Raw genomic sequence first — 21,357 nt, 5'->3', positions numbered from 1 at the left:
ATTCGGGGTCGCTCGCGCTGCGTTGGAGCCCGCGATTTGGAAGCGGCGTCGGCCTTCGGTAGCCTGGGATTCACCCAACGCGGGGTGGAGCAGCTCGGTAGCTCGCTGGGCTCATAACCCAGAGGTCGCAGGTTCGAATCCTGTCCCCGCTACTAGAGGAGCCGGCCCTCGGAGGAAACTCCGGGGGCCGGTTTCATTGCAATTGCAGTTTCCGCAGTTTCGCCGCAGGCCCATCGGCACCATCTCGGCCCTCGACGCGCTGCGGGGCGAGGTAGGGAGGCGGCCAGGTGCGACACGACGCCCGGACGCCGGTGCTGATCTCGCTGATCCTCACCATGGCCCTGGTCGCGATGGACACCACGATCCTCGCGACCGCCGTCCCGCAGGTGGTCGGCGACCTCGGCGGCTTCGATCAGGTCGGCTGGGTGTTCTCCGTCTACCTACTGGCGCAGACGGTGACGATTCCGATCTACGGCAAGCTGGCCGACCTCTACGGCCGCAAGCCGATCCTGATCATCGGCGTGGTCGCCTTCCTGATCGGGTCGGCGCTGTCGGCGGCCAGCTGGAACATGTTGACGCTGGCGATCTTCCGCGGCATCCAGGGGATCGGCGCCGGGTCGATCTCGGCGACCGTGCAGACGGTGGCCGGCGACCTCTACACCGTCGCCGAGCGCGGCCGCATCCAGGGCTACCTGGCCAGTGTGTGGGGGATCTCGGCGGTCATCGCCCCCGCGCTGGGCGGGCTGTTCGCGCAGTACCTGTCCTGGCGGTGGATCTTCTTGGTGAACCTGCCGATCGGCGTCTTCGCGCTGTACCTCATCGTGCGCGATCTGCATGAGGACGTCGAACGGCGGCCACACCGCATCGACTATGCGGGCGCTGCGCTGGTGTTGATCTCCGCCGGGCTGTTCATCTTCGGTCTGCTGCAGGGCGGGGTGATGTGGCCGTGGAACTCCGCACCGAGCATCGCCACGTTCACCGCGGCCGGACTCGGCGCCGTCGCGTTGATCCTCGTCGAACGCCGTGCCAGCGAACCAGTGCTGCCGACGTGGCTGCTGACCCGTCGGCTCACCGCGGCCTCGTTCGCCGCCACCGCCACCGCCGGGATGATCGTGATCGGGCTGTCGGTGTACCTGCCCAACTGGGGGCAGACGGTGCTGGGCCTGTCCCCGATCGCGGCGGGCTTCGTGCTGGCCGTCATGAGCATCACCTGGCCCATCACATCGGGATTCTCCGCGCGGCTCTACCTGCGCATCGGCTTCCGTGACACCGCGTTGGTCGGCGCGGTCGCCGCGGTCGCCGCCGCGGCCGGCCTGATCCTGCTGGACGCGGAATCGCCCGTGTGGCAACCGGTCGCGTTCACCGCGCTGATGGGTGTCGGGATGGGCCTGCTGTTCTCGCCGTTGATCGTCGGCCTGCAAAACACCGTCGGGTGGGAGCAGCGCGGCACGGTCACCGGTGGGTTGATGTACTCGCGGTTCCTCGGCCAGAGCATCGGCGCGGCAGGTTTCGGCGCCATCGCCAACACCGTATTGCGCCACCACGACGGGCAGTCCGACGCGGTGGCGATGGACGCGGCCACCCACGCCGTCTTCGTGGGCCTGCTGGTGGCCGCCGCGATCACAATCGCGCTGTTGCTCACCGTGCCGCGCAAGTTCCCGATCCACCGCGTCGAGGCGGGGCCTGCCGCCCCGCAAAGCTAGCCGTCCACAGCGAACGCGGATGAGTTAGCTTTAGGCGCGTGAACGTGTTGGCAGCGGCCTTGGCCGATCGGTTGTCCAGCTGCGATAACGCGCTGGTCGTACTGGACGACGGCGATTGGGTGCGCCATCCCTGGCCCGAGGTGCACGCCCGGTCGCAGAACGTCGCCGACTGGTTGCTCGACGACGACGTCGACGCGCTGGGATTGGCGGGCGACCCCTCGGTCGAGCTGATCGCCGCCATCTTCGGCGCCTTCCAGGCGGGCGTCGCGGTGTCGATCGCTCCCGGCCCGGTGCGCGGCGCGGACGCTGTCCAGTGGGCGCAGTCGACGCTGGCGCGGTTCGAGGGCATGGGCGTCAGCCACGTCCTGAGCCGAGGCGCCTACTTGGAGCAGCTGTCGATTGCCGACGCGCGACCACTGGTCAAGGAACTCGACGCAGTGGCGCCGCTGAAGCGCTCGAGCACCTTCCGACCACCGGAGACCTCGCCATCGGTGGCGCTGTTGCAGGGCACCGCCGGGTCGACGGGAGTCCCGCGCACCGTGCAGCTTTCGCCGGATGCCGTGCTGGCCAACCTGCGTGGCCTCAACGCCCGTATCGGGGTGACACCCGAGGACGTGGGCTGTTCGTGGTTGCCGCTCTACCACGACATGGGGTTGAGTTTCGTGCTCGCCGGCGCGCTGGGCGGCGTCGACCTGTGGCTGGCGCCGACGGCGGCGTTTCAGGCCTCGCCGTTTCGCTGGCTGAACTGGCTCAGCCACAGCCGCGCGACGATCACCGCGGCGCCGAACATGGCCTACGGGCTGATCGGGAAGTATTCGCGGCGGGTCACCGACGTCGACCTGGGGCCGCTGCGCTTCGCGCTCAACGGCGGCGAGCCCGTCGACTGCGAGCTCACGGCACGGTTCGCCACCGAGATGGCCCGCTTCGGCCTCTCTCCAGGGGCTTTGGCGCCGTCCTACGGGCTGGCCGAATCAACCTGCGCGGTAACGGTTCCCGAGCCCGGCACCGGACTGGTGGTCGACGAGGCCGGTTACGCCGTGCTCGGCGAGCCGATCGACGGGATGCAGGTGCGCATCGAGGCGAGCGACGACGCGAGCCGCGTCGGTGAGGTGATGATCCGCGGCACCTCGATGATGTCGGGATACCGCGGCGATGCCCCGCACGATCCCGAGGAATGGTTTTCCACCGGCGATCTCGGCTACCTCGTCGACGGCGGCCTGGTGGTGTGCGGGCGGGCCAAGGAACTCATCACGGTGGCGGGCCGAAACATCTTCCCCGCCGAGGTCGAACGCGTGGCCGCCGCAGCGCCCGGGGTGCGCGAGGGTGCGGTCGTGGCCGTCGGCGTCGGCGAGAAGTCGATCCGTCCCGGCGTCGTGGTGGTCGCCGAGTTCCGCGGCCGCGACGAGGCCGACGCCCGCACCGAGGTCGTCGGTCGCGTCGCCTCCGAATGCGGCGTCGTCCCAGCGGATGTGGTGTTCGTCCGGCCCGGCACGCTGCCCAGGACCACGTCCGGCAAGCTGCGCAGGCTCGAGGTCAAACGCGGCCTGGACGCCGGCCAGTTCTAGCCGCGACGTTTCGTGCGCGGTCACCGCATTTTGACGACGACCTTGCCCTTGGCGGTGCGGTCCTCCAGCGAGGCGATCGCATCGGCGGCGCGCTCGAGCGGGTAGACGACCGGCTCGGGCGCGGACACCTTGCCCGACGCCAGCAGCGGTTCCAGCTCCGCCCACTGCTCGTGCAGATATCCGGGATGGGTCAAACTCCATGCGCCCCAACCAACTCCGACGGTGTCGAGGTTGTTCAGCAGCAGCCGGTTGACCTTGACCGTGGGGATCTCGCCGCCGGTGAAGCCGATGACCAGCAGCCGCCCACCCGGTGCCAGCGACCGTAGCGAGTCGGTGAACCGATCGCCGCCGACGGGGTCGACGACGATGTCCACGCCGCGCCCGTCGGTCAACTCCTTGATCGCGTCCTTGAAGCCGTCGGCCAGCACCACGTCGGAGGCGCCCGCCGCCTTGGCCACCTCGACCTTGTCCTCGGTGCTGACCACCGCGATGGTGCGCGACGCCCCCCACGCCGGCGCCAGCCGCAGCGTCGAGGTGCCGATCCCGCCCGCGGCGCCGTGCACCAGCACGGTTTCGCCCTCGGCCAGCCGGCCCCTGGTCCGCAGCGCGTGGTGCATGGTGAGGTCGTTGAACAACAGCCCCGCGCCGGCCTCGAACGACACCCGGTCCGGCAGCGTGAACACCCGGTCGGGTTGCAGCGCGACCACCTCGGCCATCGCGCCGCACAGCATGGTCAGCCCGCACACCCGGTCACCCGCGGCCACGTGCGCGCCGTCGGGCGCACTGCGCACCACGCCGGCGACCTCGGCGCCCGGCGTGTACGGCAACTCCGGCTTGTACTGGTAGAGCCCGCGCGACTGCAACGCGTCGGGAAACGCCACACCGGCGGCGTGCACGTCGACGAGCACCACCCCGTCGCCGTCGGGTTCGTCGAGTTCGACGACCTTGGCCGCCTGGGGACCGTCGAGACTGGCAATCTGTATCGCGCGCATAGCGGCCCTTTCTGAGGTGGACTGCCCCCATTTAACCCGTCGCCCGGCACGACTCACGACGAGGTGGTGACGCCCGTGCTGGTCGAGGCGCTATAAGCTCACTTACGCGGCAATGTCGCCGGACGGAATGGGAGCGCGCATGGGTCGTGGTCAGGTCGCTCGGGTAGCAGCGAAAGGGTTCGCCGCGGCGTCGCAGTTGCCGCCCGGCAGGCCCGTGCAGGTGCGCTCCAAGGACGGGCTGCGCCTGCACGCCGAGGTGTTCGGTCCCGAGGACGGATACCCCATCGTGCTCGCCCACGGCATCACCTGCGCGATCCGGGTGTGGGCCTGTCAGATCGCCGACCTGAGCCGCGACTACCGCGTCATCGCCTTCGACCACCGCGGCCACGGCCTCAGCGCGGCGCCGCGCCGGCGTCGCGACTACACGCTCGATCACCTCGCCGGTGATCTGGACGCGGTGCTCGACGCCACCCTGGCGCCCGGTGAGCGGGCGGTCGTCGCCGGGCACTCGATGGGCGGCATCGCGATCTCGTCGTGGGCCGAGCGCTACCCCGAGCAGGTGGCCGAGCACGCCGACGCCGTCGCGCTGATCAACACCACCACCGGCGACCTGCTGCGCCACGTGCAGTTGATCAACGTGCCCGCGCCCCTGGCCGGGGCCCGGGTGCGCGCGGCGGGCGCGCTGCTCAAGACGTTCGGCGCGGCGCCGCTGGTGCGTGCGGTGGACCGGCCCAGTCGCCGGCTGGTGTCGATGATGGCGGTGGGCCGCGACGCCGACCCGGCGATCGCCGAGTTCGTCTACGAGCTGTTCACCGGCACGCCCGCCGCGGGCCGCGGCGGCTGGGCCCGCACGCTCGTCGAGCATCTGGGGCCAAGGCACATCGGGCTGCACAATCTCACCGTGCCCGCGCTGGTCATCGGCAGCGAGAAGGACCGCATCCTGCCGATGGTGTCCTCGCGTCGCATCGCCGAGGAGGTGCCCAACCTCGCGCAGTTCGTCGAGATGCCCGGCGGGCACTGCGCGATCCTCGAACATCCCGACGAGGTGAACAAACACCTGCGCCGGCTGGTCGAGTCGGCGGGCGTGCAGCGTCGCGCCAGTTCCTAACCGCCCGCGGCAAGCTCGCGGTGTACCTCGTCGGCCGCGCGTCGCCCCGACCGGATCGCGCCGTCCAGAAAGCCCGTCCACTGGTCAGCGGTTTCGGTTCCGGCCCAATGGATCCCGTCGACCGGTCGGCGAAGCCACGGCCCGTAGGTCGTCCACGATCCGGGCGGCACCGCAGCGGTCGGACCCCCTGGGGCGAAATCCTCTGCGCTCCAACGATGGTCGAGATAATCGATCGGCTCCAGCGCCGCCTCGCCGAACAGCTCGGCGAAGCCGGCCAGCGCGCGCTCACGGCGTTCGGCGGGCGGTAGCGGGTCAAACCCCTTCGCGTCGACGAAACCCAGCAGCACCCCTGGCCCGTCTTCGGGGCTGACGTCGAAGGTGATGAACACCGGTCCCTGATCGGAAAGCGCTTCTCCCGAGCAGCCGTTCGCGCGCCAGAACGGCGTCGAGTAGGCCGCGTACGCCTTGCTCAGATTGCCCTGCGGCCAGTGTTGTGCGAGCTTGCCGTACTCGGGCGGCAGGTCGGGCACGAATTCGATGCGGCCGCGGTGCTCGGGCGGTATCGCGACGACGACGGCCTTGGCGGCGAGAGCCCCCTTGTCGGACACGACGGTGAACGAGCCGTCGGCGTGCCGTTCGATGCTGCGCACCACCGCGTCGAGCACCACCCGCGGACCCAGTTCCTCGGCCATCCGCACCGCGATCTGCTGGGTGCCGCCCGGAAAGCGGTCCTGCTGTGCACCGCCGGCCACATCCAGCATCCGGCCCAGGCCGCCGGCGGCCTTGACGTAGCGCACCGCATGCAGCATCGACACCGCGTCGAGCTCACATCCCCACGTCACCCGCGTCATGATCGCCATCAGGTCGCGGGTGCCGGCGCTGGCGTGCACCGACTTCAGCCACCCGTCCAGCGATTCGGCGTCCAGCGCGTCGGCCCCGGGCGCGTTCCACGGTTCGTCGACCGGCACTCGCCGACAGACCCGCTCGAAACGCCACTGGATGCGGGACACGTCGAGCAACTCGATGATCGACAGTCGCGGGATGGTGCTGCGATACGACCGCACCCGGCCCCGCCAGCGGATCAGGTTCTTTCCGCGGCTGTAGGTCGGCACCGTCGGGCAATTCAGCTCGGCGGCCACCTCGAGCACGGCGTCCTGGGTGGGACCGACGAACGTCGCGCCCAGGTCCACCGGGACGCCGGCGATCGTCGTCGTCGACGACCGGCCGCCGACGCGGTCGCGGCCCTCGAGGATCACCACTTCGTGGCCGCGTTTGACCAGGTCGCGGGCCGCGGCAAGCCCCGCGAACCCGGCTCCGACGACGACGACGTCGGTACGGGGTGGGATGCTCACGCGATTAGGCTCTCACGACATGCAGGTCATGACGGCGTTGTTCGGGCCGACGGATGCGATCGATCGGACCCGCGCGCTGCGTGAGGCGGGCGCCTGTGGCGTGTTCACCTTCGAGGGGCCACACGACGTGTTCACCCCGCTGACGCTGGCTTCCACCGTCGGTGGCATGGATCTGATGACCAACGTCGCGATCGCGTTCCCGCGTAACCCGATTCAGCTCGCCCACCAGGCTTACGACCTGCAGCTGCTGGCCGAGGGCAGGTTCACGCTGGGGCTGGGCACGCAGGTGCGCGCCCAGATCGAGAAGCGCTACGGCGCCGAGTTCGATCGCCCGGTCGCGCGGATGACCGAACTGGTCGCGGCGCTGCGGGCGATCTTCGCGACGTGGCACACCGGCGAGCGACTGGACTTTCGCGGCAGGTACTACCGCCACACCCTGATGACCCCGACGTTCAACCCGGGGCCCAACCCGTATGGGGCGCCGCCGATCTATGTGGGCGCGCTCGGCCCGGTGTTGACGCGGGCGACCGCCGAGGTCGCCGACGGGCTGCTGGTCATGCCGTTCGGGTCCAAGCGCTTCCTGCACGAGGTGACGATGCCCGAGGTGCACAAGGGACTGGCCGCCGCCGGACGCGACCCGGCCGACTTCGCGGTGATCCCCGAGGTCATCGTGTCGGTGGCCGGAGAGGACGTCGACCACGCCGCGGTGCGTCGCCTGCTGGCGTTCTACGGCTCCACCCCCGCTTACCGGCCGGTGCTCGACGCCCACGGCTGGGGGGAACTCCAGCCCGAGCTGAACGCCTTGTCCAAACAGGGTCGCTGGGACGACATGGCCGGGCTCATCGACGACGAGGTGCTGCACACCATCGCGGCGTGCGGCACGCCGGCCGAGGTGGCCGCGCACATCCGCGACCGCGTCGCGGGGGTCTCCGAACGGATCTGCCTCTACCAGCCCGGACCGATCGCGGTGGACTCCCTGGCGCAGATCGTCGACGCACTCGGGTCCTGACCCATATCGTGGTACTGAGCAGGACCAAGGAGGTTTCGACATGGGTGGCCAGAAGCGAGCGGACAACGGTGAGTACTTCGATGTCCTGATCATCGGGGCCGGCATCTCGGGCATCGGGGCCGCGTACCGCATCAAGGAGAAGAATCCGAACCTGTCGTATGCGGTACTGGAGCGACGGGCCCGCATCGGCGGCACCTGGGATCTGCACACCTATCCGGGGATCCGCTCCGACAGCGACATTTTCACCCTGAGCTTCCCGTGGGAACCGTGGACCCGTCCGGAGAACGTCGCCGACGGCGAAGACATCCGCGAGTACCTCACCCAGACCGCCCGCAAGCACGGCATCGACCAGCACATCCGGTTCGACACCTACGTCACCTCTGCCGACTGGGATTCGGCCACCGACACCTGGACGGTGCAGACCGAGACCGACGGCACGCCGAAGACCTACCGCGGCCGGTTCCTGTTCTTCGGCACCGGCTACTACAACTACGACGAGCCCTATCAGCCGGATTTCCCCGGCCTCGACACGTTCGAGGGTGAGGTCGTGCATCCGCAGCACTGGCCGGAGTCGCTGGACTATGCCGGCAAGAGACTGGTCGTCATCGGCAGCGGCGCCACCGCGGTCAGCATGATCCCGACACTGACCGAGCGGGCCGGCCACGTCACGATGCTGCAGCGCTCGCCGACCTACATGCTCTCGGCGCAGCGGATCAACCCTGCGGTGCAGGCGATCCGCAAGGTGTTGCCGGGCAAGATCGGCTACCACGGCGCCCGGCTGTACAACACCATCTTCACGGTGCTGCTCTACGGGATCGCCAGGGCCTTTCCGAAGTTCTCGCGCTGGTTCATCCGCAGCGCGGCCAAGCGCAACCTGCCCCGCGGCTATCCCGTCGACGTGCACTTCAACCCGCACTACGACCCGTGGGACCAGCGGTTGTGCGCCATGCTCGACAACGACTTCTTCGAGGCCGTCAGCGACGGCCGCGTCGAGGTGGTCACCGACCACATCGACCACATCGACGCCACCGGCATCGTGCTGCGGTCCGGGCGGCGCCTGGACGCCGACATCATCATCACCGCGACCGGTATCCAGTTGCAGGCGCTGGGCGGGGTGCGGTTGAGCATCGACGGCGCCGAGGTCAAGCCGCAGGAGCGGTTCGTCTTCAAGGAACACATGCTCGAGGACGTGCCCAACGCCGCGTGGTGCATCGGCTACATCAACGCCTCGTGGACGCTGCGTGCCGACCTCACCGCGCGCGCGGTGGCGAATCTGTTGGCCCACATGGATGCTCACGGCTACACCCACGCGTATCCGCACCTCGGTGACAAGCCGATGGCCGAGAAACCCGCGTGGAACATCAACGCCGGCTATGTGCAGCGCGCCCTGCATGCGCTGCCCAAGTCGGGCACCGAGCGGCCCTGGAACGTTCGGCACAACTACGTGCTCGACGTCGTCGACCACATGGTCGCCCCGATCGACGAGTCGATGGTGTTCGGTCGGGTCCCCTCCGTGATTTCGGCGTGACGGGTCGCGGTGAGCGCGACTGCGCACGCCGAAATCGCACGGTAGCGGGTTAGCGCACAGGAGGTTGCCGTTGCCGTTGCCGTCATCTTGATCGTCGGCGTGTTCTTCGCGGGGATGGGGTGTTACGCGCTGGCCGCCCCGGCGGCGCTCGTCCACCCGTTCGGCGTCACCCTCGACGGAGCGACCGCACGCGCCGAGGTCCGCGCGGTCTACGGCGGGTTCGGTCTGGCGATCGCGGGGGTGCTGGGATACGCGGCGGTCACCGGCGGTGACGTCGGCGCCGGGATCGTGCTGGCCGTCGGTGCGGCGCTGGGCGGGATGGCGTTCGGCAGGCTCGCTTCGGCGGTGCTGGACACCCGCACGAAGTTCTACCCGAACTGGTTCTACTGCCTGGTCGAAGTCGTCGCGGCCGCCGCTCTCCTACTTGCGATTTAGGCGTGACGGGTCGCGCTGAGCGCGACTGCGCACGCCGAAATCACTACTACTACGGCGCGACGGTGAGCCAGTCGGCGAAACCCGACGGGTCGTGGCGGCCCAGGGCGCCGTGCTCGAAGAGCCCCCAGCCCTCGACGGACTTCCCGCCTTCGGTGCAGATGGCGTGGCCGACGTGGTCGATGACGCCGAAGCCCGCACGCCCGACGATCGCCGGGTCGGTCATGTCGTAGGTCAACCGCTCGGTGAACTTCTCGCCCTTCCACATGCCGTGCAGCCAGTCCGAGTCGCCGCCGTAGCCGCCGCCGACGTGGATCGGGACCGCCAGCTTGGAGGTCACGTCGAAGTGCACGGGGGCGCCGTCGGGGGTCGTCGCGTCGATGGTGGCGCCCGTCGGGATCCGGGTGCCCGACGTGTAGTGGATCTTCACCCGCGGCCAGCCCAACTGCTCGACGCGGCCGTCGCGCCAGATTCGGGTGCAGTCGTTGAGGCTGCGGAAACCGCTGGGTTCCTCCTGGATGATCAGGCAGATCGCGAAGTCGTCGAACGCCATCGGCACGTACAGCCACCACATGCCCTCGAACGGCGGATGCGCGGGCCGGCCCGCGGGTTCGGGTTCGCCGACGGGCCGGATGCCCCACGACCGGTCGCGGGTGCCGATCCACACCTCGGGATCCACGGCGATGTCCTCACCGTCGATCGCGATGACCCCGCTCCAACTGCCCACCTGCGCGAATCGTTGCGCGTCCAGGGTGACGCGGGTGCCTGAGCGCAGCACGTGGCGTTGTTCCTGGACGGCGTCGAACAGCCCGTTCCAGGTCAGGTCGACGGCGATGCCCTCGGTTTCCTCGAGGATCACCCGAAGCTTGCGCAGCGGTTCGCTGACCTCCACGCGGTAGCCCAGCACGTGCTGGTTGAGGCGGTCGGAGTCGATGGCGTCGGACAGGTGCACCGCAGTCTGGGTGTCGTCGCGCCGCACGAGCACGAACGCGTCCTTGACCCCGAGGTTGGGGTAGTACCCGATGCCGGTGATCACGAAGATGTCGCCGGTGCGGTCGTGGGCGTTGAGATAGGCCCGGTCGTAGAAGTTGCGGTCGGATGACCCTGGCCACGAGATCGGCTGCGGTAGTTGGTGTATCGGGAACTCGTCGGTGGGTCCGAGCATTAGGCGTCATCTCCAATGAGTCGGTTGAGCAAAGAGCCGTGATAGAACAGCGATTCGACGTCGTCGGGTTTCTCGATCTCGCCGAACCGCACCCGCCTGGCGCTGGTCCTCATGAACACGCACGCCCAGATCACCCCGGAGTAGACGTAGAACCAGTGCAGATCGCCCAACTCGACACCGGTGCGGGCGGTGTAGGTGGCCCTGACGTCGTCTTCGCGCATGAAGTCCGGCAGGCCCGGTAGGCCCGCCAACCCGGCAAGCTCCTGAAAGACCATGTGCGCAAAGATCATCCACGCCGCGTCCATTTCACGCGGCCCCAGTGTGGCCATCTCCCAGTCGAGTACGGCCGCGGGCCGGTAGCCGTCGTACAAGACGTTGCCGACGCGGGAGTCGCCCCAGATCAGGACGGGGTCCGCGGCGGCGGTGTCGGTCGGCCAGTTGGCCTCCAGCCACGCCAGCGCGCGTTCGACCAACGACGACCGGCCGATGTCGGGTACCGCGAAGTCATACCAGGACGTCAGCCAGTTCAGGTTGCGCCGCAACGCGTTTGAATCCGATCCGTCGTCGAGGAATGCGAACGCGCGTTCGGGTTCGGGTATGGAATGCAGCTTCGTGATCACCTCGACGGTGAGGTCCTGCAGCTCGCGTTGCCGGTCGGCGGGGGAGTCGGCGAACCAGTTGTCGCCGAACGTGTACGGCATCACGTCGGGTGGTACGCGGCCCTCGACGTAGTCCATCAAAAAGAACTGGCTGCCCAGAACCTTGCCCGTGGGCTCCAGCCACCGCACCGTCGGCACCGGGACATCGGTGCGCTCGCCGACCAGCCGGATCACGTCGAACTGGTGATCCATTCGGTAGGACTCGAAGACCGGGACGTCCTGGGCGGTGGGGGCCACCCGGGCCACCCACTTCTGCTCGTGCGGCCGGCCGTCCTGCTGCCAGCGCCCCGACAGGATGATGGTCTCCGACGACATGCCGTTGGCGTCGACGCCGCTCTCGACGGTGATCTGCGGGGTCGCCCCGCCGGGCAGCACCGTCGACAGCCACCGCGACATCACCGCGGGCAGCGTGCTGAGGTCCCGACTCGATTGCTCCAGACGGCTGATGTCTTCGACAGCCGGTTCGCTTGCCATCAGTACTGTTCCTTCGGCCGATAATTACGATACGGTGGGTAGCGATATGAAAGCAGACCCGTCATCGGTTGACAAGCCCGAGGCGCACAAGCCGGCCAGTTCGGCCGGGCGGCCCCGCGATCCGCGTATCGACGCTGCCATTCTGCGCGCCACGGCGGATCTGCTCTCCGAAATCGGCTATTCCCACCTGACCATGGCCGCGGTGGCCCAGCGCGCGGGCACCACCAAGACCGCGCTGTACCGGCGGTGGTCGAGCAAGGCCGACCTCGTGCACGAGGCCGCCTTCCCGGCCGCGCCTACCGCGATCGAGACGCCGCCGGGTGACATCACCGCCGACATCCGCGCGATGATCGCCGCGGCCCGCGACGTGTTCACCAGCCCGGTGGTGCGTGCCGCGCTGCCCGGCTTGATCGCCGACATGGCCGTCGACGCGCAACTCAACGCCCGGGTGATGGACCGATTCACCGGGCTGTTCGTCGCGGTGCGTACCCGACTGGCCGACGCCGTCAGCCGCGGCGAGGTGCACGGCGGCGTCGATCCCGACCGCCTGCTCGAGGTGATCGGCGGTGCGGCCCTGCTGCGGATCCTGCTGCGCCCCGACGAACCCCTTGGTGACGACTGGGTCGACCAGACCACCGCCATCGTGGTGCACGGTGTGGTGGCATAGCAGGCGATGACTCGGATACAGCGGTTCCCCTCGGACTGGACCAGGGCACTGGTTCTGGTGCCCCATCCCGACGATCCCGAATACGGTTGCGCGGCGGCGGTGGCCAAGTGGACGTCTTCGGGCAAGGCCGTGCACTACGCGTTGGCGTCGAGAGGCGAGGCGGGCATCGCGGGCATGGCGCCCGAGCAGGCCGGCCCGATCCGGGAGCAGGAACAACGGCGCTCAGCGGCCATCGTCGGTGTCGAGGACGTGCGGTTCTGGGACTTTCCCGACAGCGAGATCCGCAACACCGCGCAGTTGCGCGCGAAGATCGCCGCGACCATCACGGAGTTGGCGCCCGACGTGGTGATCACGATCTACAGCGGACCGCAGTGGGCACCCGGTGCGCCCAATCAGCGTGACCACATCGAGTTCGCGAACGCCGTTGCGCAGGCCTATGAGTCGTTGCCGGTTCCGCCGCGGTGGTTGTTCGAGAACGGCCCGCAGATGACGCACGGGGAGACCGTCGACGGGTTCGTGGAGGCGGCGGTCGCGTCGCTGGCCGCACACGAGGTCTACCTGTCGGTGCTCGACCCCGACACCCCGGTGCAGACCCAGGCGCGTAAGCAGGTCGAGATGGCCACCCCGCCGTGCGAGGAGTTCGGCGGCGCGCCCACCGTCGGCTTCATCCTCATCTCCGGCGCGAGCGTGCGCGTCTGAGGGCGACACGCCGCGAAAAATACGGAGAGCACGCACGCTCGCGGCAAAGCGTCAGCGTTCGATCTGGCTCTTGTTGCGCTCGCTCACCGCCCGCAACTGCTCGCTCAAACCGGCGAAGTCACGAAGTTGGGCGTAGGCGATCGTCTCCTCGGCCGCCAGCGCCGGATCGATCACCGGGGCCGCACCGGTGGTGTAGATGTCCTTCAGCCCCAACATGATCGGGGCCGGCACCTCGGCGATCTGGCTTGCCAGTTCGATGGCCCGCTCGAGCAGTCGGTCATGGGCGACGACCTCGGTGACCAGCCCGATGCGCTCGGCGCGTGCCGCGTCGACGACCTCGCCGGTCATCGACAGTCGACGGGCGGTGCCCAGGCCCACCAGCCGGGGTAGACGCGCCGTCATCCCGCCGCCGGGCAGGATCCCGACGCGGGCGTGGGTGTCGGCGAAGACGGCCCGTTCGGAGGCGATCAGGAAATCGCAACCCAGTGCCATCTCGAGGCCGCCGGTGAACACCGCGCCGTTGATCGCGCCGATGATGGGCGTGCGCATGGCGGCGGTGGCCGCGATGCAACTCTGCGACCGGAACTCGTCGAAGTACGCCGCGCCGCCGCGTTGGGCCTCCTTGAGGTCCACACCCGCGCAGAACGCCGGATCGGCCCCGGTGAGCACCACCGCACGCACCGACTCGTCGGCGTCCGCCTCGGTCAACGCGGTGTATGCGGCGCGCATCAGCCCACCGCTCAACGCATTTCGCGCTTCCGGTCGGTTGAGCGTGAGCAGACGTACGGGGCCGTGGTCGTCGACGAGGACGAGTGATCCGGTGGTCATGGATTGAATGTAGCGGGCCGGCGCCCGGAGGCGTACATTCTATTACGAGACCGTATCGTAAATGAAGGGGAGCAGGCGTGGACGATGTGCTGGTGGTGGGGGCCGGTCCAGCCGGCCTGGCGACGGCCTGCGGGCTGCGCAGCCACGGGGTACCGGTCCGGGTCATCGACAAGGCGGCCGGACCGGCCACCACCTCCCGGGCGAACTTCCTGCACGCGCGCGGATCGGAAGTACTCGACCGCCTGGGCGCGCTCGGTGACCTGCCACAGCGATCGGTGCGCGCGATGTCCATCACGACCTATCTCGGTGACAAGCCGGCCATGCACATCGAATTCGGCGATCCGGGCATGCGCACGGCTGCGCCGCCGATGGTCATCTCTCAGGCGGAAGTGGAAGCGGCGCTTCGTGACCGCCTGGCCGAACTCGGCGGCACGATCGAGTGGGACACCGAACTGGTCGGCGTGAGCCAGGGTGACGACGGGGTCAGCGCCGCCACTGGCGGCGGGACGATGCGGGCGAGGTGCCTTGTCGGATGCGACGGCGCCGCGAGCACCGTGCGACGCGCGGCCGGCATCGAGTTCCCCGGGGTCAAGCTCAGCGAGCGGTTTCTGCTCGCCGACGTCCGCCTCGACTGGGATCTCGACAGATCCGGCACGACGGGCTGGATCCACCGCGACGGCATGCTCGGGGCAATGCCGATGCCCGGCGGGCTGTGGCGCATCATCGCCTACGACCCGGCCGAGGCGCCCGAGAAGTCAACCGACGCCGAGATCATGGCGAGGTTGGCGGCGATCCTGCCGGAACGCACCGGGCGCGAGGTCCGCATCGACGACGCCGTGTGGCTGTCGATGTTCAGGGTGCACCGGCGACTCGCCGCGACATACCGGCGCGACCGGGTGTTTCTGGTGGGCGATGCGGCCCACACCCACGCGCCGTTCGGCGGGCAGGGCATGCTGACCGGACTCGGCGACGCCGAGAACCTCGCGTTCAAGCTCGCCCTCGTGCTCGACGGTCGCGCCGACCCGGTGTTGCTGGACACCTACGAAAGCGAGCGCAGGCCCCTTGCCACCGAGGTGCTGCGCAGCACCAGCGCGGTCACCAAGGTCAACATCGCCCAGGGTCCCCTCGGCCGGTTCATCCGCGACCGCGTCGTCGTGCCCCTGATCAGCCGCCCGCGGGTACAGCGCTGGGTGACGTTTCGCACGTCGCAGTTGTGGGTCAGCTATCGCCGCGGCCCGCTCGCCGAGCGGTCGTGCCGCAAGCCCCGGCCCGGTGATCGTGTGACGGGACTGTCTGGTGCGATGCTGCGCGGCGGGTGGGGTCTGGTCTCCCGTGACGACACGCTGTGGCGGTGCGCGACCCGGCACCTGGGGGACCGAGTCGCCGTCCTCGACCACCCCGCGGGCGGCGATGCGCTTCTGGTACGCCCCGACGGCCACTTGGCTTGGCGCGGACGCGATCCCAAACGTCTCGACCGATGGTTGCAGCGGGCGCTACGCACCGGCAGGGTGCGATGAGCGGTCCGGCGCCCGCCCGCGGACGTCCACGCGACCCCTCGATCGACCGCGCCATCCTGGCCGCCGCCCTCGACCTGTTCATCGAACGCGGCATCACCGGGATGAGCATCGAGCAGGTGGCCAAGCGGGCCGGCGTGGGCAAGCCCACCGTCTACCGGCGATGGTCGAGCAAGGAACAGTTGGTGGCCGACGCGATAGAGGCCCATGTGGGCGCGGATCTGGACTGGCCCGACCGCGACGAGATCGCGACAGTCCCGCCGAAGTTGTTGGTCAGGCGCAACATCGCCGCGGCCGCCGCCACTGCCGCCGATCCGAAGTTCCGCGCCCTGGTCGCGCAGATCTTCGGGTCCGCGGTGACCCATCCGCTGCTGATGCAGACCTATTGGGACCACTACATCGCGCCGCGCCGCGACCTCACGATCGCGATGCTGAGGCGCGCCGCAGCCGACGGCGGCGTCGACGAGGACGCCGACCTCGACGTGCTGGTCGACATGCTGGCAGGCGCAATCACCTACCGGGTGCTGCAACCTGATCCGCCGACGGCGCGGCAGATGCGTGGCTATCTGGAGTCAGCCTATCGACAGGTCGGCCTACTCGATTCCCGGTGAGCACAACCGGAGTCAGCGCAGGAACTGGTCGGCGTTGTTGGCCAGATCCAGCAGCGGCTGCGGCAGCGCACCGAGCGCGAAGGTCACCGCGGCGGTGACCGTGACCACGGCGGTGCTCAGCACGCTGGGCATCACCACGACCGGGGCGTCCTCGGGCGGGTCGGTGAAGAACATCATCACGATCACCCGCACGTAGAAGTACGCGGCCACCGCGCTGGCGATCACGCCGATCACCACCAGCGGTATCGCGCCACCCTCGCCTGCGGCCTTGAACACCGCGAACTTGGCGACGAAGCCACTGGTCAACGGGATACCGGCGAAGGCGAGAAGGAACAGCGAGAATACCACTCCGACAACGGGATAGCGACGGCCCAGGCCGGCCCAGCGGGCCAGACCCGTGTCCTCCTCGCCGAGGCGGTTGCGGACCAGGCCCACCACCGCGAACGCGCCGACCGAACTGAACCCGTAGGCGAACAGGTAGAACAGCGTCGAGGACACACCGGCCTCGTTCACCGCGATCATGCCGGTGAGGATGAACCCGGTGTGCGCCACCGCCGAATACGCCAGCATGCGCTTGACGTCGGTCTGCGTCACCGCGCTGATGGTGCCGACCACCATCGTCAGAATCGCGATGCCCCACATCACCGGAAGCCAGTCGCCGCGCAGTTCGGGCAGCGCGACGTAGAACACCCGAAGCAGCGCGCCGAATGCCGCGATCTTGGTTGCCGCGGACATGAACGCCGTGATCGGCGTCGGAGCGCCCTGGTAGACGTCGGGAATCCAGGAGTGGAACGGTACCGCGCCGACCTTGAACAGCACGCCCACCAGCAGCATGCCGGTGCCCATCAGCGCCAGTGAGGTCTTGCCGGAACCCTGCACCACCGCATCGGCGATTCCGCCGAATTCGAAGGTTCCCGCGTAGCCGTAGAGCAGCGCCACCCCGTAGAGGAAGATCGCCGACGAGAATGCGCCCAGCAGAAAGTATTTCAACGCCGCTTCCTGCGACAGCATACGCCGCTTACGAGCCAGCCCGCACAGCAGATACAGCGGCAGCGACAGCACCTCGAGTGCGATGAACAGCGTCAGCAGATCGTCGGATGCCGGGAACAGCAGCATGCCGCCGACGGCGAACAACGTCAGCGGGAAGACCTCGGTCTGGATGACGCCGGCCTTCTTGGCCACCTTCTCGTCGACCGATCCCGGCACCGTCGAGCCCTGCGGGGTGAACCCGTCCAGCCCACCGGCATGGTCGACTTCGTCGGCGCCCGCCGGGATGCGTCGTTCGGCGATGAGCAGGATGCCCAGCACGCCGATGAGCAGGATCGTGCCTTGCAGGAACAGTGCGGGCGCGTCGATGACGATCGAGCCCATCACCGCCGAGAATCCGACCGCGCCGTCTTCGAGGTCTCTGGCGATCAGCACCACCGCGACGAACGCGGCGGTCAGGCCGCCGAGACTCAACACGAGTTGAGTGGTGTATCGATGTCGCCGGGGGAGCAGCGCCTCCACCAGGACGCCGGCGACGGCTGCCCCGAGGATGATGAGCATCGGGGACACGAGCCCGTATTCGACGACGGGCGTGGGGATATTCATCGCGTCGGACCCTCCGCGATCTTCGGTGTCGGGTCGGGCTGGTCAATTGTGGTCAGCGTGTGGGTGACCGCGGGGTTGATCACGTCCAATGCCGGTTTGGGATAGACACCCAACACCAGCAGCAGCGCGATCAGCGGTGCGACGACGACGAGTTCGCGCGGCACCAGATCGCGAATCCTGTTCTCGCCCTCGGCAAGCTCGGCGGGCACCGGCCCGGTCATCATCCGCTGGTACATCCACAGGATGTAGACGGCGGACAGCACGAGCGCGGTGGCGGCGAACACCGCGAACACCGGGTAGCGGGTGAACGTGCCCATCAGCACCAGGAATTCGCTGACGAACGGCGCCAGCCCGGGCAGCGACAGCGTTGCCATACCGGCCACCAGGAAGGTGCCCGCCAGCACGGGCGCGACCTTCTGCACGCCCCCGTACGCGGCGATCAGGCGACTGCCTCGGCGCGATACCAGGAATCCGGCGATCAGGAACAACGCGGCCGTCGACAGGCCGTGGTTGACCATGTACAGCGTCGACCCGGACTGGCCCTGGGTGGTCATCACGAAGATGCCCAGGATGATGAACCCGAAGTGCGAGATCGACGTGTAGGCGATCAACCTCATCACGTCGGTCTGGCCGATCGCCACGATCGCGCCGTACACGATGCCGATCACCGCCAGCGTGATGATCAACGGCGCGAAGTACTTCGACGCGTCGGGGAACAACTGCAGGCAGTAGCGCAGCATGCCGAACGTGCCGACCTTGTCCATGACGGCCATCATCAGCACCGCGCTGGCCGGGGTCGCCTCCACCGCCGCGTCGGGCAGCCAGCGGTGGAACGGCCACAGCGGCGCCTTGACGGCGAACGCGAACATGAAGCCGAGGAAGATCATGTTCAGCACGGCCGGGTTGACGACGAACTCACCGGCCGACACCGCCGCGACGATCTCGCGGAAGTCGAAGGTGCCCGCGGCGAAGGCATCGCTCTGTGCGGTCACCACGTACAGGCCGATCACCGCGGCGAGCATGATCAGGCCACCGAACAGGTTGTACAGCAGGAACTTCACCGCCGCCTTGGACCGGCCGGAGCCGCCGAAGCCACCGATGAGGAAGTACATCGGGATGAGCATCGCTTCGAAGAAGACGTAGAAGAGCAGAACGTCGAGGGAGATCAGCGACATGATGACCATGCCCTCGACGGCCAGCGTGAGCGCGAAGTAGGCGTGCGTAGAACGCCCACCCCAGCCCAGCTTGTCGCCGACGTCGTTCCAGCCCGCGATGATCAGCAGCGGCACCAACACCGCGGTGAGCGCGACGATCGCCAGCGCGATGCCGTCCAGGCCCAGCACATAGCCGGTCCCGAACGACGGTATCCACCTGTGCGATTCGACGAACTGGAACTGCTCGCCACCCGGTTCGAAATTCACCGCGAGCACCGCGGTGATGACCAGCACCAGAATCGACACCGCCAGCGCCAGCCACTTGGACAGGACGCGCAGCGACGCGGGCAGCAGGATCACCACGGCCGCACCGACCACCGGGACGGCCCACAGCACCGTCAACCACGGAATTGAAGTCACCACAGTTGCACCGCCAGGATCGCGGCGACCACCAGGACGGCGCCGACCAACATCGACAAGGCATACGATCGCGCGTAACCGGTCTGCAGCTTTCGGGTCGCGGTCGACGCGCGCGAGACCATGGTGGCCAGGCCGCTGCCCGCGCCGTCCACGACCTCTTCGTCGATCTCGACCAGTCCCGCGGCGACCAGTTGGCCCGGCCGCATGAACACGTGCTCGTTGAAGGCGTCCCCGTACAGATCGCGGCGGGCCGCCTCGGTCAACCCCGAACCGGCGGGCGGCTCTTCGGGTATCGGTCTGGTGGCGTACATGCGGTAGGCGATCGCGATGCCCACCGCGACGACGGCCAGGATCACCGTGGTCACCACCCACACCGGGGCGACGTGGTGGATCTCGTGGGCGCCCACGACCGGTTCCAGCCAGTGTTCGAGCGTCCCGCCGATCGCCAGCGCGCCGCCGGAGACCACCGAGCCGACCGCCAGCAGCACCATCGGCCACGTCATCACCTTCGGCGACTCGTGCGGATGCGCATCAGGAGCCCAACGTTTCTCACCGAAGAACGTCATCAACATGACCCTGGTCATGTAGAACGCGGTGATCCCCGCGCCCAGGATGGCCGCGCCGCCGAGGATGATTCCCTTCGCCCCGCCCGCGCCGAGTGCGGCCTCGATGATCCCGTCCTTGGAGAAGAAGCCCGCCAGCGGCGGCACCCCGATGATCGCAAGGTAGCCGAGCCCGAAGGTGGCGAAGGTGACGGGCAGGGCCTTGCGCAGACCGCCGTACCGGCGCATGTCGACTTCGTCGTCCATCGCGTGCATCACCGATCCGGCCCCGAGGAACAGCCCCGCCTTGAAGAAGCCGTGGGTCAGCAGGTGCATGATCGCGAAGGCATAGCCGGCGGGGCCAAGGCCCGCCGCCAGCATCATGTAGCCGATCTGCGACATCGTCGACGCGGCAAGCGCTTTCTTGATGTCGTCCTTGGCGCAGCCGATGATTGCGCCGAACAGCAGTGTGACCGCGCCGACGATCACGACGCCCAGCTGAGCGCCCGGCGCGAGGTCGAACACCGGACCGGACCGCACGATCAGATACACACCCGCAGTGACCATGGTCGCCGCGTGGATGAGCGCCGAAACCGGTGTCGGGCCCTCCATCGCGTCGCCCAACCACGACTGCAGCGGAACCTGCGCGGACTTGCCGCACGCCCCCAGCAGAAGCAGCAGGCCGATGGCGGTCAGCACGCCCTCGCCGACGTCGGGTGCGGCGGCGAAGACGCCTTCGTAGGAGATCGAACCGATCTGGGCGAACATCACCATCAGCGCGATGATCAAGGCCATGTCACCGACACGGTTGACGACGAACGCCTTCTTCGCCGCGGTGGCGGCCGACGGCTTGTGCGCCCAGAACCCGATCAGCAGGTAGGACGCCAGACCGACGCCCTCCCAGCCGACGTACAGACCGAAGTAGTTGTCGGCGAGCACCAGCAGCAGCATGGCGGCCAAGAACAGGTTCAGGTAGGCGAAAAACCGGCGCCGCCCGGGATCGGAGGCCATGTAGCCGATCGAGTAGATGTGAATCAGCGATCCGACGCCGGTGATCAGCAGGACAAAACACATCGACAGCTGGTCGAGTTGCAGACCGAAGTCCACCTGCAGCCCGGCCGCGGGCACCCAGCTGAACAGCGCCTCGTGCATCACGCGGTGCTCGGCGGCGCGGCCCAGCATCCCGACGAACAGCACCGCGCCGACGACGAACGAGCCGATCGAGGCCGCACAGCCCAGCAGGTGTCCCCAGCGGTCCGTGCGTCGCCCGCCCAGCAGAAGTATCGCCGCTCCCAACAGTGGGAGGGCGATCGTCAGCCACACAGGAGTTGTCATCGCGCCC

The 21,357-nt window shown here is 68.5% G+C and carries 18 protein-coding genes and 1 tRNA gene; 11 read left to right on the top strand and 8 right to left on the bottom strand.

Features of this window, described 5'->3' with window-relative positions; translation table 11 throughout:
* Positions 1–78 precede the first annotated feature (78 nt).
* The 3 genes from ABQE89_RS07175 to mbtM all read left to right on the top strand — a co-directional run bounded on the left by ABQE89_RS07175 (position 79) and on the right by mbtM (position 3,268).
* Positions 79–152: transfer RNA gene (locus tag ABQE89_RS07175), tRNA-Met, on the top strand.
* Positions 153–287: 135 nt separating this feature from the next.
* The gene (locus tag ABQE89_RS07170; protein WP_448415545.1) at positions 288–1,703 is read left to right on the top strand and encodes an MDR family MFS transporter; all 1,416 of its coding nucleotides are present in this window, start codon (positions 288–290) and stop codon (positions 1,701–1,703) included.
* 47 nt (positions 1,704–1,750) lie between these two features.
* The gene (gene mbtM, locus ABQE89_RS07165; RefSeq protein WP_448415702.1) at positions 1,751–3,268 is read left to right on the top strand and encodes a long-chain-fatty acid--ACP ligase MbtM; all 1,518 of its coding nucleotides are present in this window, start codon (positions 1,751–1,753) and stop codon (positions 3,266–3,268) included.
* Between the two features lie 20 nt (positions 3,269–3,288).
* Here mbtM and ABQE89_RS07160 read toward each other — a convergent pair whose 3' ends face one another.
* On the bottom strand, positions 3,289–4,260 hold the full coding sequence (locus ABQE89_RS07160) for an NADPH:quinone oxidoreductase family protein (RefSeq protein WP_448415543.1): 972 nt from the start codon (positions 4,258–4,260) through the stop codon (positions 3,289–3,291).
* A gap of 139 nt (positions 4,261–4,399) precedes the next feature.
* Between ABQE89_RS07160 and ABQE89_RS07155 the strand changes: the two genes are divergently transcribed.
* Entirely contained in the window at positions 4,400–5,368 is a 969-nt protein-coding gene (locus ABQE89_RS07155) for an alpha/beta fold hydrolase (RefSeq protein WP_448415541.1), read from the top strand.
* Here the strand turns inward: ABQE89_RS07155 and ABQE89_RS07150 are convergent.
* On the bottom strand, positions 5,365–6,720 hold the full coding sequence (locus ABQE89_RS07150) for a flavin monoamine oxidase family protein (protein WP_448415539.1): 1,356 nt from the start codon (positions 6,718–6,720) through the stop codon (positions 5,365–5,367). The two genes, ABQE89_RS07155 and ABQE89_RS07150, sit on opposite strands and share 4 nt — an antisense overlap.
* Before the next feature lie 19 nt (positions 6,721–6,739).
* Here ABQE89_RS07150 and ABQE89_RS07145 point away from each other — a divergent pair, with 19 nt between their 5' ends.
* The 3 genes from ABQE89_RS07145 to ABQE89_RS07135 all read left to right on the top strand — a co-directional run bounded on the left by ABQE89_RS07145 (position 6,740) and on the right by ABQE89_RS07135 (position 9,692).
* Positions 6,740–7,729, top strand: a complete 990-nt coding sequence (locus ABQE89_RS07145; RefSeq protein WP_448415538.1) for a TIGR03617 family F420-dependent LLM class oxidoreductase — start codon at positions 6,740–6,742, stop codon at positions 7,727–7,729.
* Between the two features lie 40 nt (positions 7,730–7,769).
* Positions 7,770–9,257, top strand: a complete 1,488-nt coding sequence (locus ABQE89_RS07140) for a flavin-containing monooxygenase (protein ID WP_448415536.1) — start codon at positions 7,770–7,772, stop codon at positions 9,255–9,257.
* Between the two features lie 87 nt (positions 9,258–9,344).
* A complete protein-coding gene (locus ABQE89_RS07135) occupies positions 9,345–9,692 on the top strand; it encodes a DUF4345 family protein (RefSeq protein WP_448415534.1) in 348 nt (115 codons plus the stop codon).
* A 49-nt stretch (positions 9,693–9,741) separates the two neighbouring features.
* On the opposite strand, the gene ABQE89_RS07130 is transcribed toward ABQE89_RS07135, so the two are convergent.
* Together ABQE89_RS07130 and ABQE89_RS07125 are read right to left on the bottom strand one after the other, a co-directional pair.
* Entirely contained in the window at positions 9,742–10,854 is a 1,113-nt protein-coding gene (locus ABQE89_RS07130; protein WP_448415532.1) for an Rv3169 family protein, read from the bottom strand.
* Positions 10,854–11,987 carry a phosphotransferase family protein gene (locus tag ABQE89_RS07125; protein WP_448415530.1) on the bottom strand — a complete coding sequence of 378 codons (1,134 nt, stop codon included), beginning with the start codon at positions 11,985–11,987 and terminating at the stop codon, positions 10,854–10,856. The genes ABQE89_RS07130 and ABQE89_RS07125 overlap by 1 nt, the downstream gene beginning before the upstream one ends.
* A gap of 46 nt (positions 11,988–12,033) precedes the next feature.
* Between ABQE89_RS07125 and ABQE89_RS07120 the strand changes: the two genes are divergently transcribed.
* Together ABQE89_RS07120 and ABQE89_RS07115 are read left to right on the top strand one after the other, a co-directional pair.
* Positions 12,034–12,654 (top strand): TetR/AcrR family transcriptional regulator, encoded by a 621-nt coding sequence (locus tag ABQE89_RS07120; protein ID WP_448415528.1) that lies wholly within the window; start codon positions 12,034–12,036, stop codon positions 12,652–12,654.
* Between the two features lie 6 nt (positions 12,655–12,660).
* Complete coding sequence (locus ABQE89_RS07115; protein WP_448415526.1) at positions 12,661–13,353, top strand: PIG-L deacetylase family protein; 693 nt, start codon at positions 12,661–12,663, stop codon at positions 13,351–13,353.
* 51 nt (positions 13,354–13,404) lie between these two features.
* Here ABQE89_RS07115 and ABQE89_RS07110 read toward each other — a convergent pair whose 3' ends face one another.
* The gene (locus ABQE89_RS07110) at positions 13,405–14,181 is read right to left on the bottom strand and encodes an enoyl-CoA hydratase (RefSeq protein ID WP_448415524.1); all 777 of its coding nucleotides are present in this window, start codon (positions 14,179–14,181) and stop codon (positions 13,405–13,407) included.
* 77 nt (positions 14,182–14,258) lie between these two features.
* Here ABQE89_RS07110 and ABQE89_RS07105 point away from each other — a divergent pair, with 77 nt between their 5' ends.
* Both ABQE89_RS07105 and ABQE89_RS07100 read left to right on the top strand, forming a co-directional pair.
* Positions 14,259–15,698 carry an FAD-dependent monooxygenase gene (locus tag ABQE89_RS07105; protein WP_448415522.1) on the top strand — a complete coding sequence of 480 codons (1,440 nt, stop codon included), beginning with the start codon at positions 14,259–14,261 and terminating at the stop codon, positions 15,696–15,698.
* Positions 15,695–16,306, top strand: a complete 612-nt coding sequence (locus ABQE89_RS07100; protein WP_448415520.1) for a TetR/AcrR family transcriptional regulator — start codon at positions 15,695–15,697, stop codon at positions 16,304–16,306. Before ABQE89_RS07105 ends, ABQE89_RS07100 begins: the two co-directional genes overlap by 4 nt.
* A 12-nt stretch (positions 16,307–16,318) precedes the next feature.
* Here the strand turns inward: ABQE89_RS07100 and nuoN are convergent, their stop codons facing one another.
* From nuoN to nuoL, 3 genes are read right to left on the bottom strand one after another with little or no spacing between them, the layout of a single operon-like run.
* The gene (gene nuoN, locus ABQE89_RS07095; protein WP_448415518.1) at positions 16,319–17,899 is read right to left on the bottom strand and encodes an NADH-quinone oxidoreductase subunit NuoN; all 1,581 of its coding nucleotides are present in this window, start codon (positions 17,897–17,899) and stop codon (positions 16,319–16,321) included.
* Positions 17,896–19,473, bottom strand: a complete 1,578-nt coding sequence (locus ABQE89_RS07090) for an NADH-quinone oxidoreductase subunit M (RefSeq protein WP_448415516.1) — start codon at positions 19,471–19,473, stop codon at positions 17,896–17,898. Before ABQE89_RS07090 ends, nuoN begins: the two co-directional genes overlap by 4 nt.
* On the bottom strand, positions 19,470–21,350 hold the full coding sequence (gene nuoL / locus ABQE89_RS07085) for an NADH-quinone oxidoreductase subunit L (protein ID WP_448415514.1): 1,881 nt from the start codon (positions 21,348–21,350) through the stop codon (positions 19,470–19,472). The genes ABQE89_RS07090 and nuoL overlap by 4 nt, the downstream gene beginning before the upstream one ends.
* Positions 21,351–21,357: the final 7 nt, after the last annotated feature.

The sequence above is a fragment of the Mycolicibacterium sp. XJ1819 genome (genome assembly GCF_053483675.1).
Note: the sequence above shows the minus strand (reverse complement) of the source record. Positions and strands in the feature narration are given on the sequence as shown.

Bases quoted from the DNA above. Each gene is read 5' to 3' on its own strand.
- nuoN (WP_448415518.1), bottom strand. From the start codon at position 17,899: ATGAATATCCCCACGCCCGTCGTCGAATACGGGCTCGTGTCCCCGATG.
- ABQE89_RS07115 (WP_448415526.1), top strand. From the start codon at position 12,661: ATGACTCGGATACAGCGGTTCCCCTCGGACTGGACCAGGGCACTGGTT.
- nuoL (WP_448415514.1), bottom strand. From the start codon at position 21,350: ATGACAACTCCTGTGTGGCTGACGATCGCCCTCCCACTGTTGGGAGCG.
- ABQE89_RS07110 (WP_448415524.1), bottom strand. From the start codon at position 14,181: ATGACCACCGGATCACTCGTCCTCGTCGACGACCACGGCCCCGTACGT.
- ABQE89_RS07145 (WP_448415538.1), top strand. From the start codon at position 6,740: ATGCAGGTCATGACGGCGTTGTTCGGGCCGACGGATGCGATCGATCGG.
- ABQE89_RS07120 (WP_448415528.1), top strand. From the start codon at position 12,034: ATGAAAGCAGACCCGTCATCGGTTGACAAGCCCGAGGCGCACAAGCCG.
- ABQE89_RS07100 (WP_448415520.1), top strand. From the start codon at position 15,695: ATGAGCGGTCCGGCGCCCGCCCGCGGACGTCCACGCGACCCCTCGATC.
- ABQE89_RS07155 (WP_448415541.1), top strand. From the start codon at position 4,400: ATGGGTCGTGGTCAGGTCGCTCGGGTAGCAGCGAAAGGGTTCGCCGCG.
- ABQE89_RS07160 (WP_448415543.1), bottom strand. From the start codon at position 4,260: ATGCGCGCGATACAGATTGCCAGTCTCGACGGTCCCCAGGCGGCCAAG.
- ABQE89_RS07125 (WP_448415530.1), bottom strand. From the start codon at position 11,987: ATGGCAAGCGAACCGGCTGTCGAAGACATCAGCCGTCTGGAGCAATCG.
- ABQE89_RS07130 (WP_448415532.1), bottom strand. From the start codon at position 10,854: ATGCTCGGACCCACCGACGAGTTCCCGATACACCAACTACCGCAGCCG.
- ABQE89_RS07140 (WP_448415536.1), top strand. From the start codon at position 7,770: ATGGGTGGCCAGAAGCGAGCGGACAACGGTGAGTACTTCGATGTCCTG.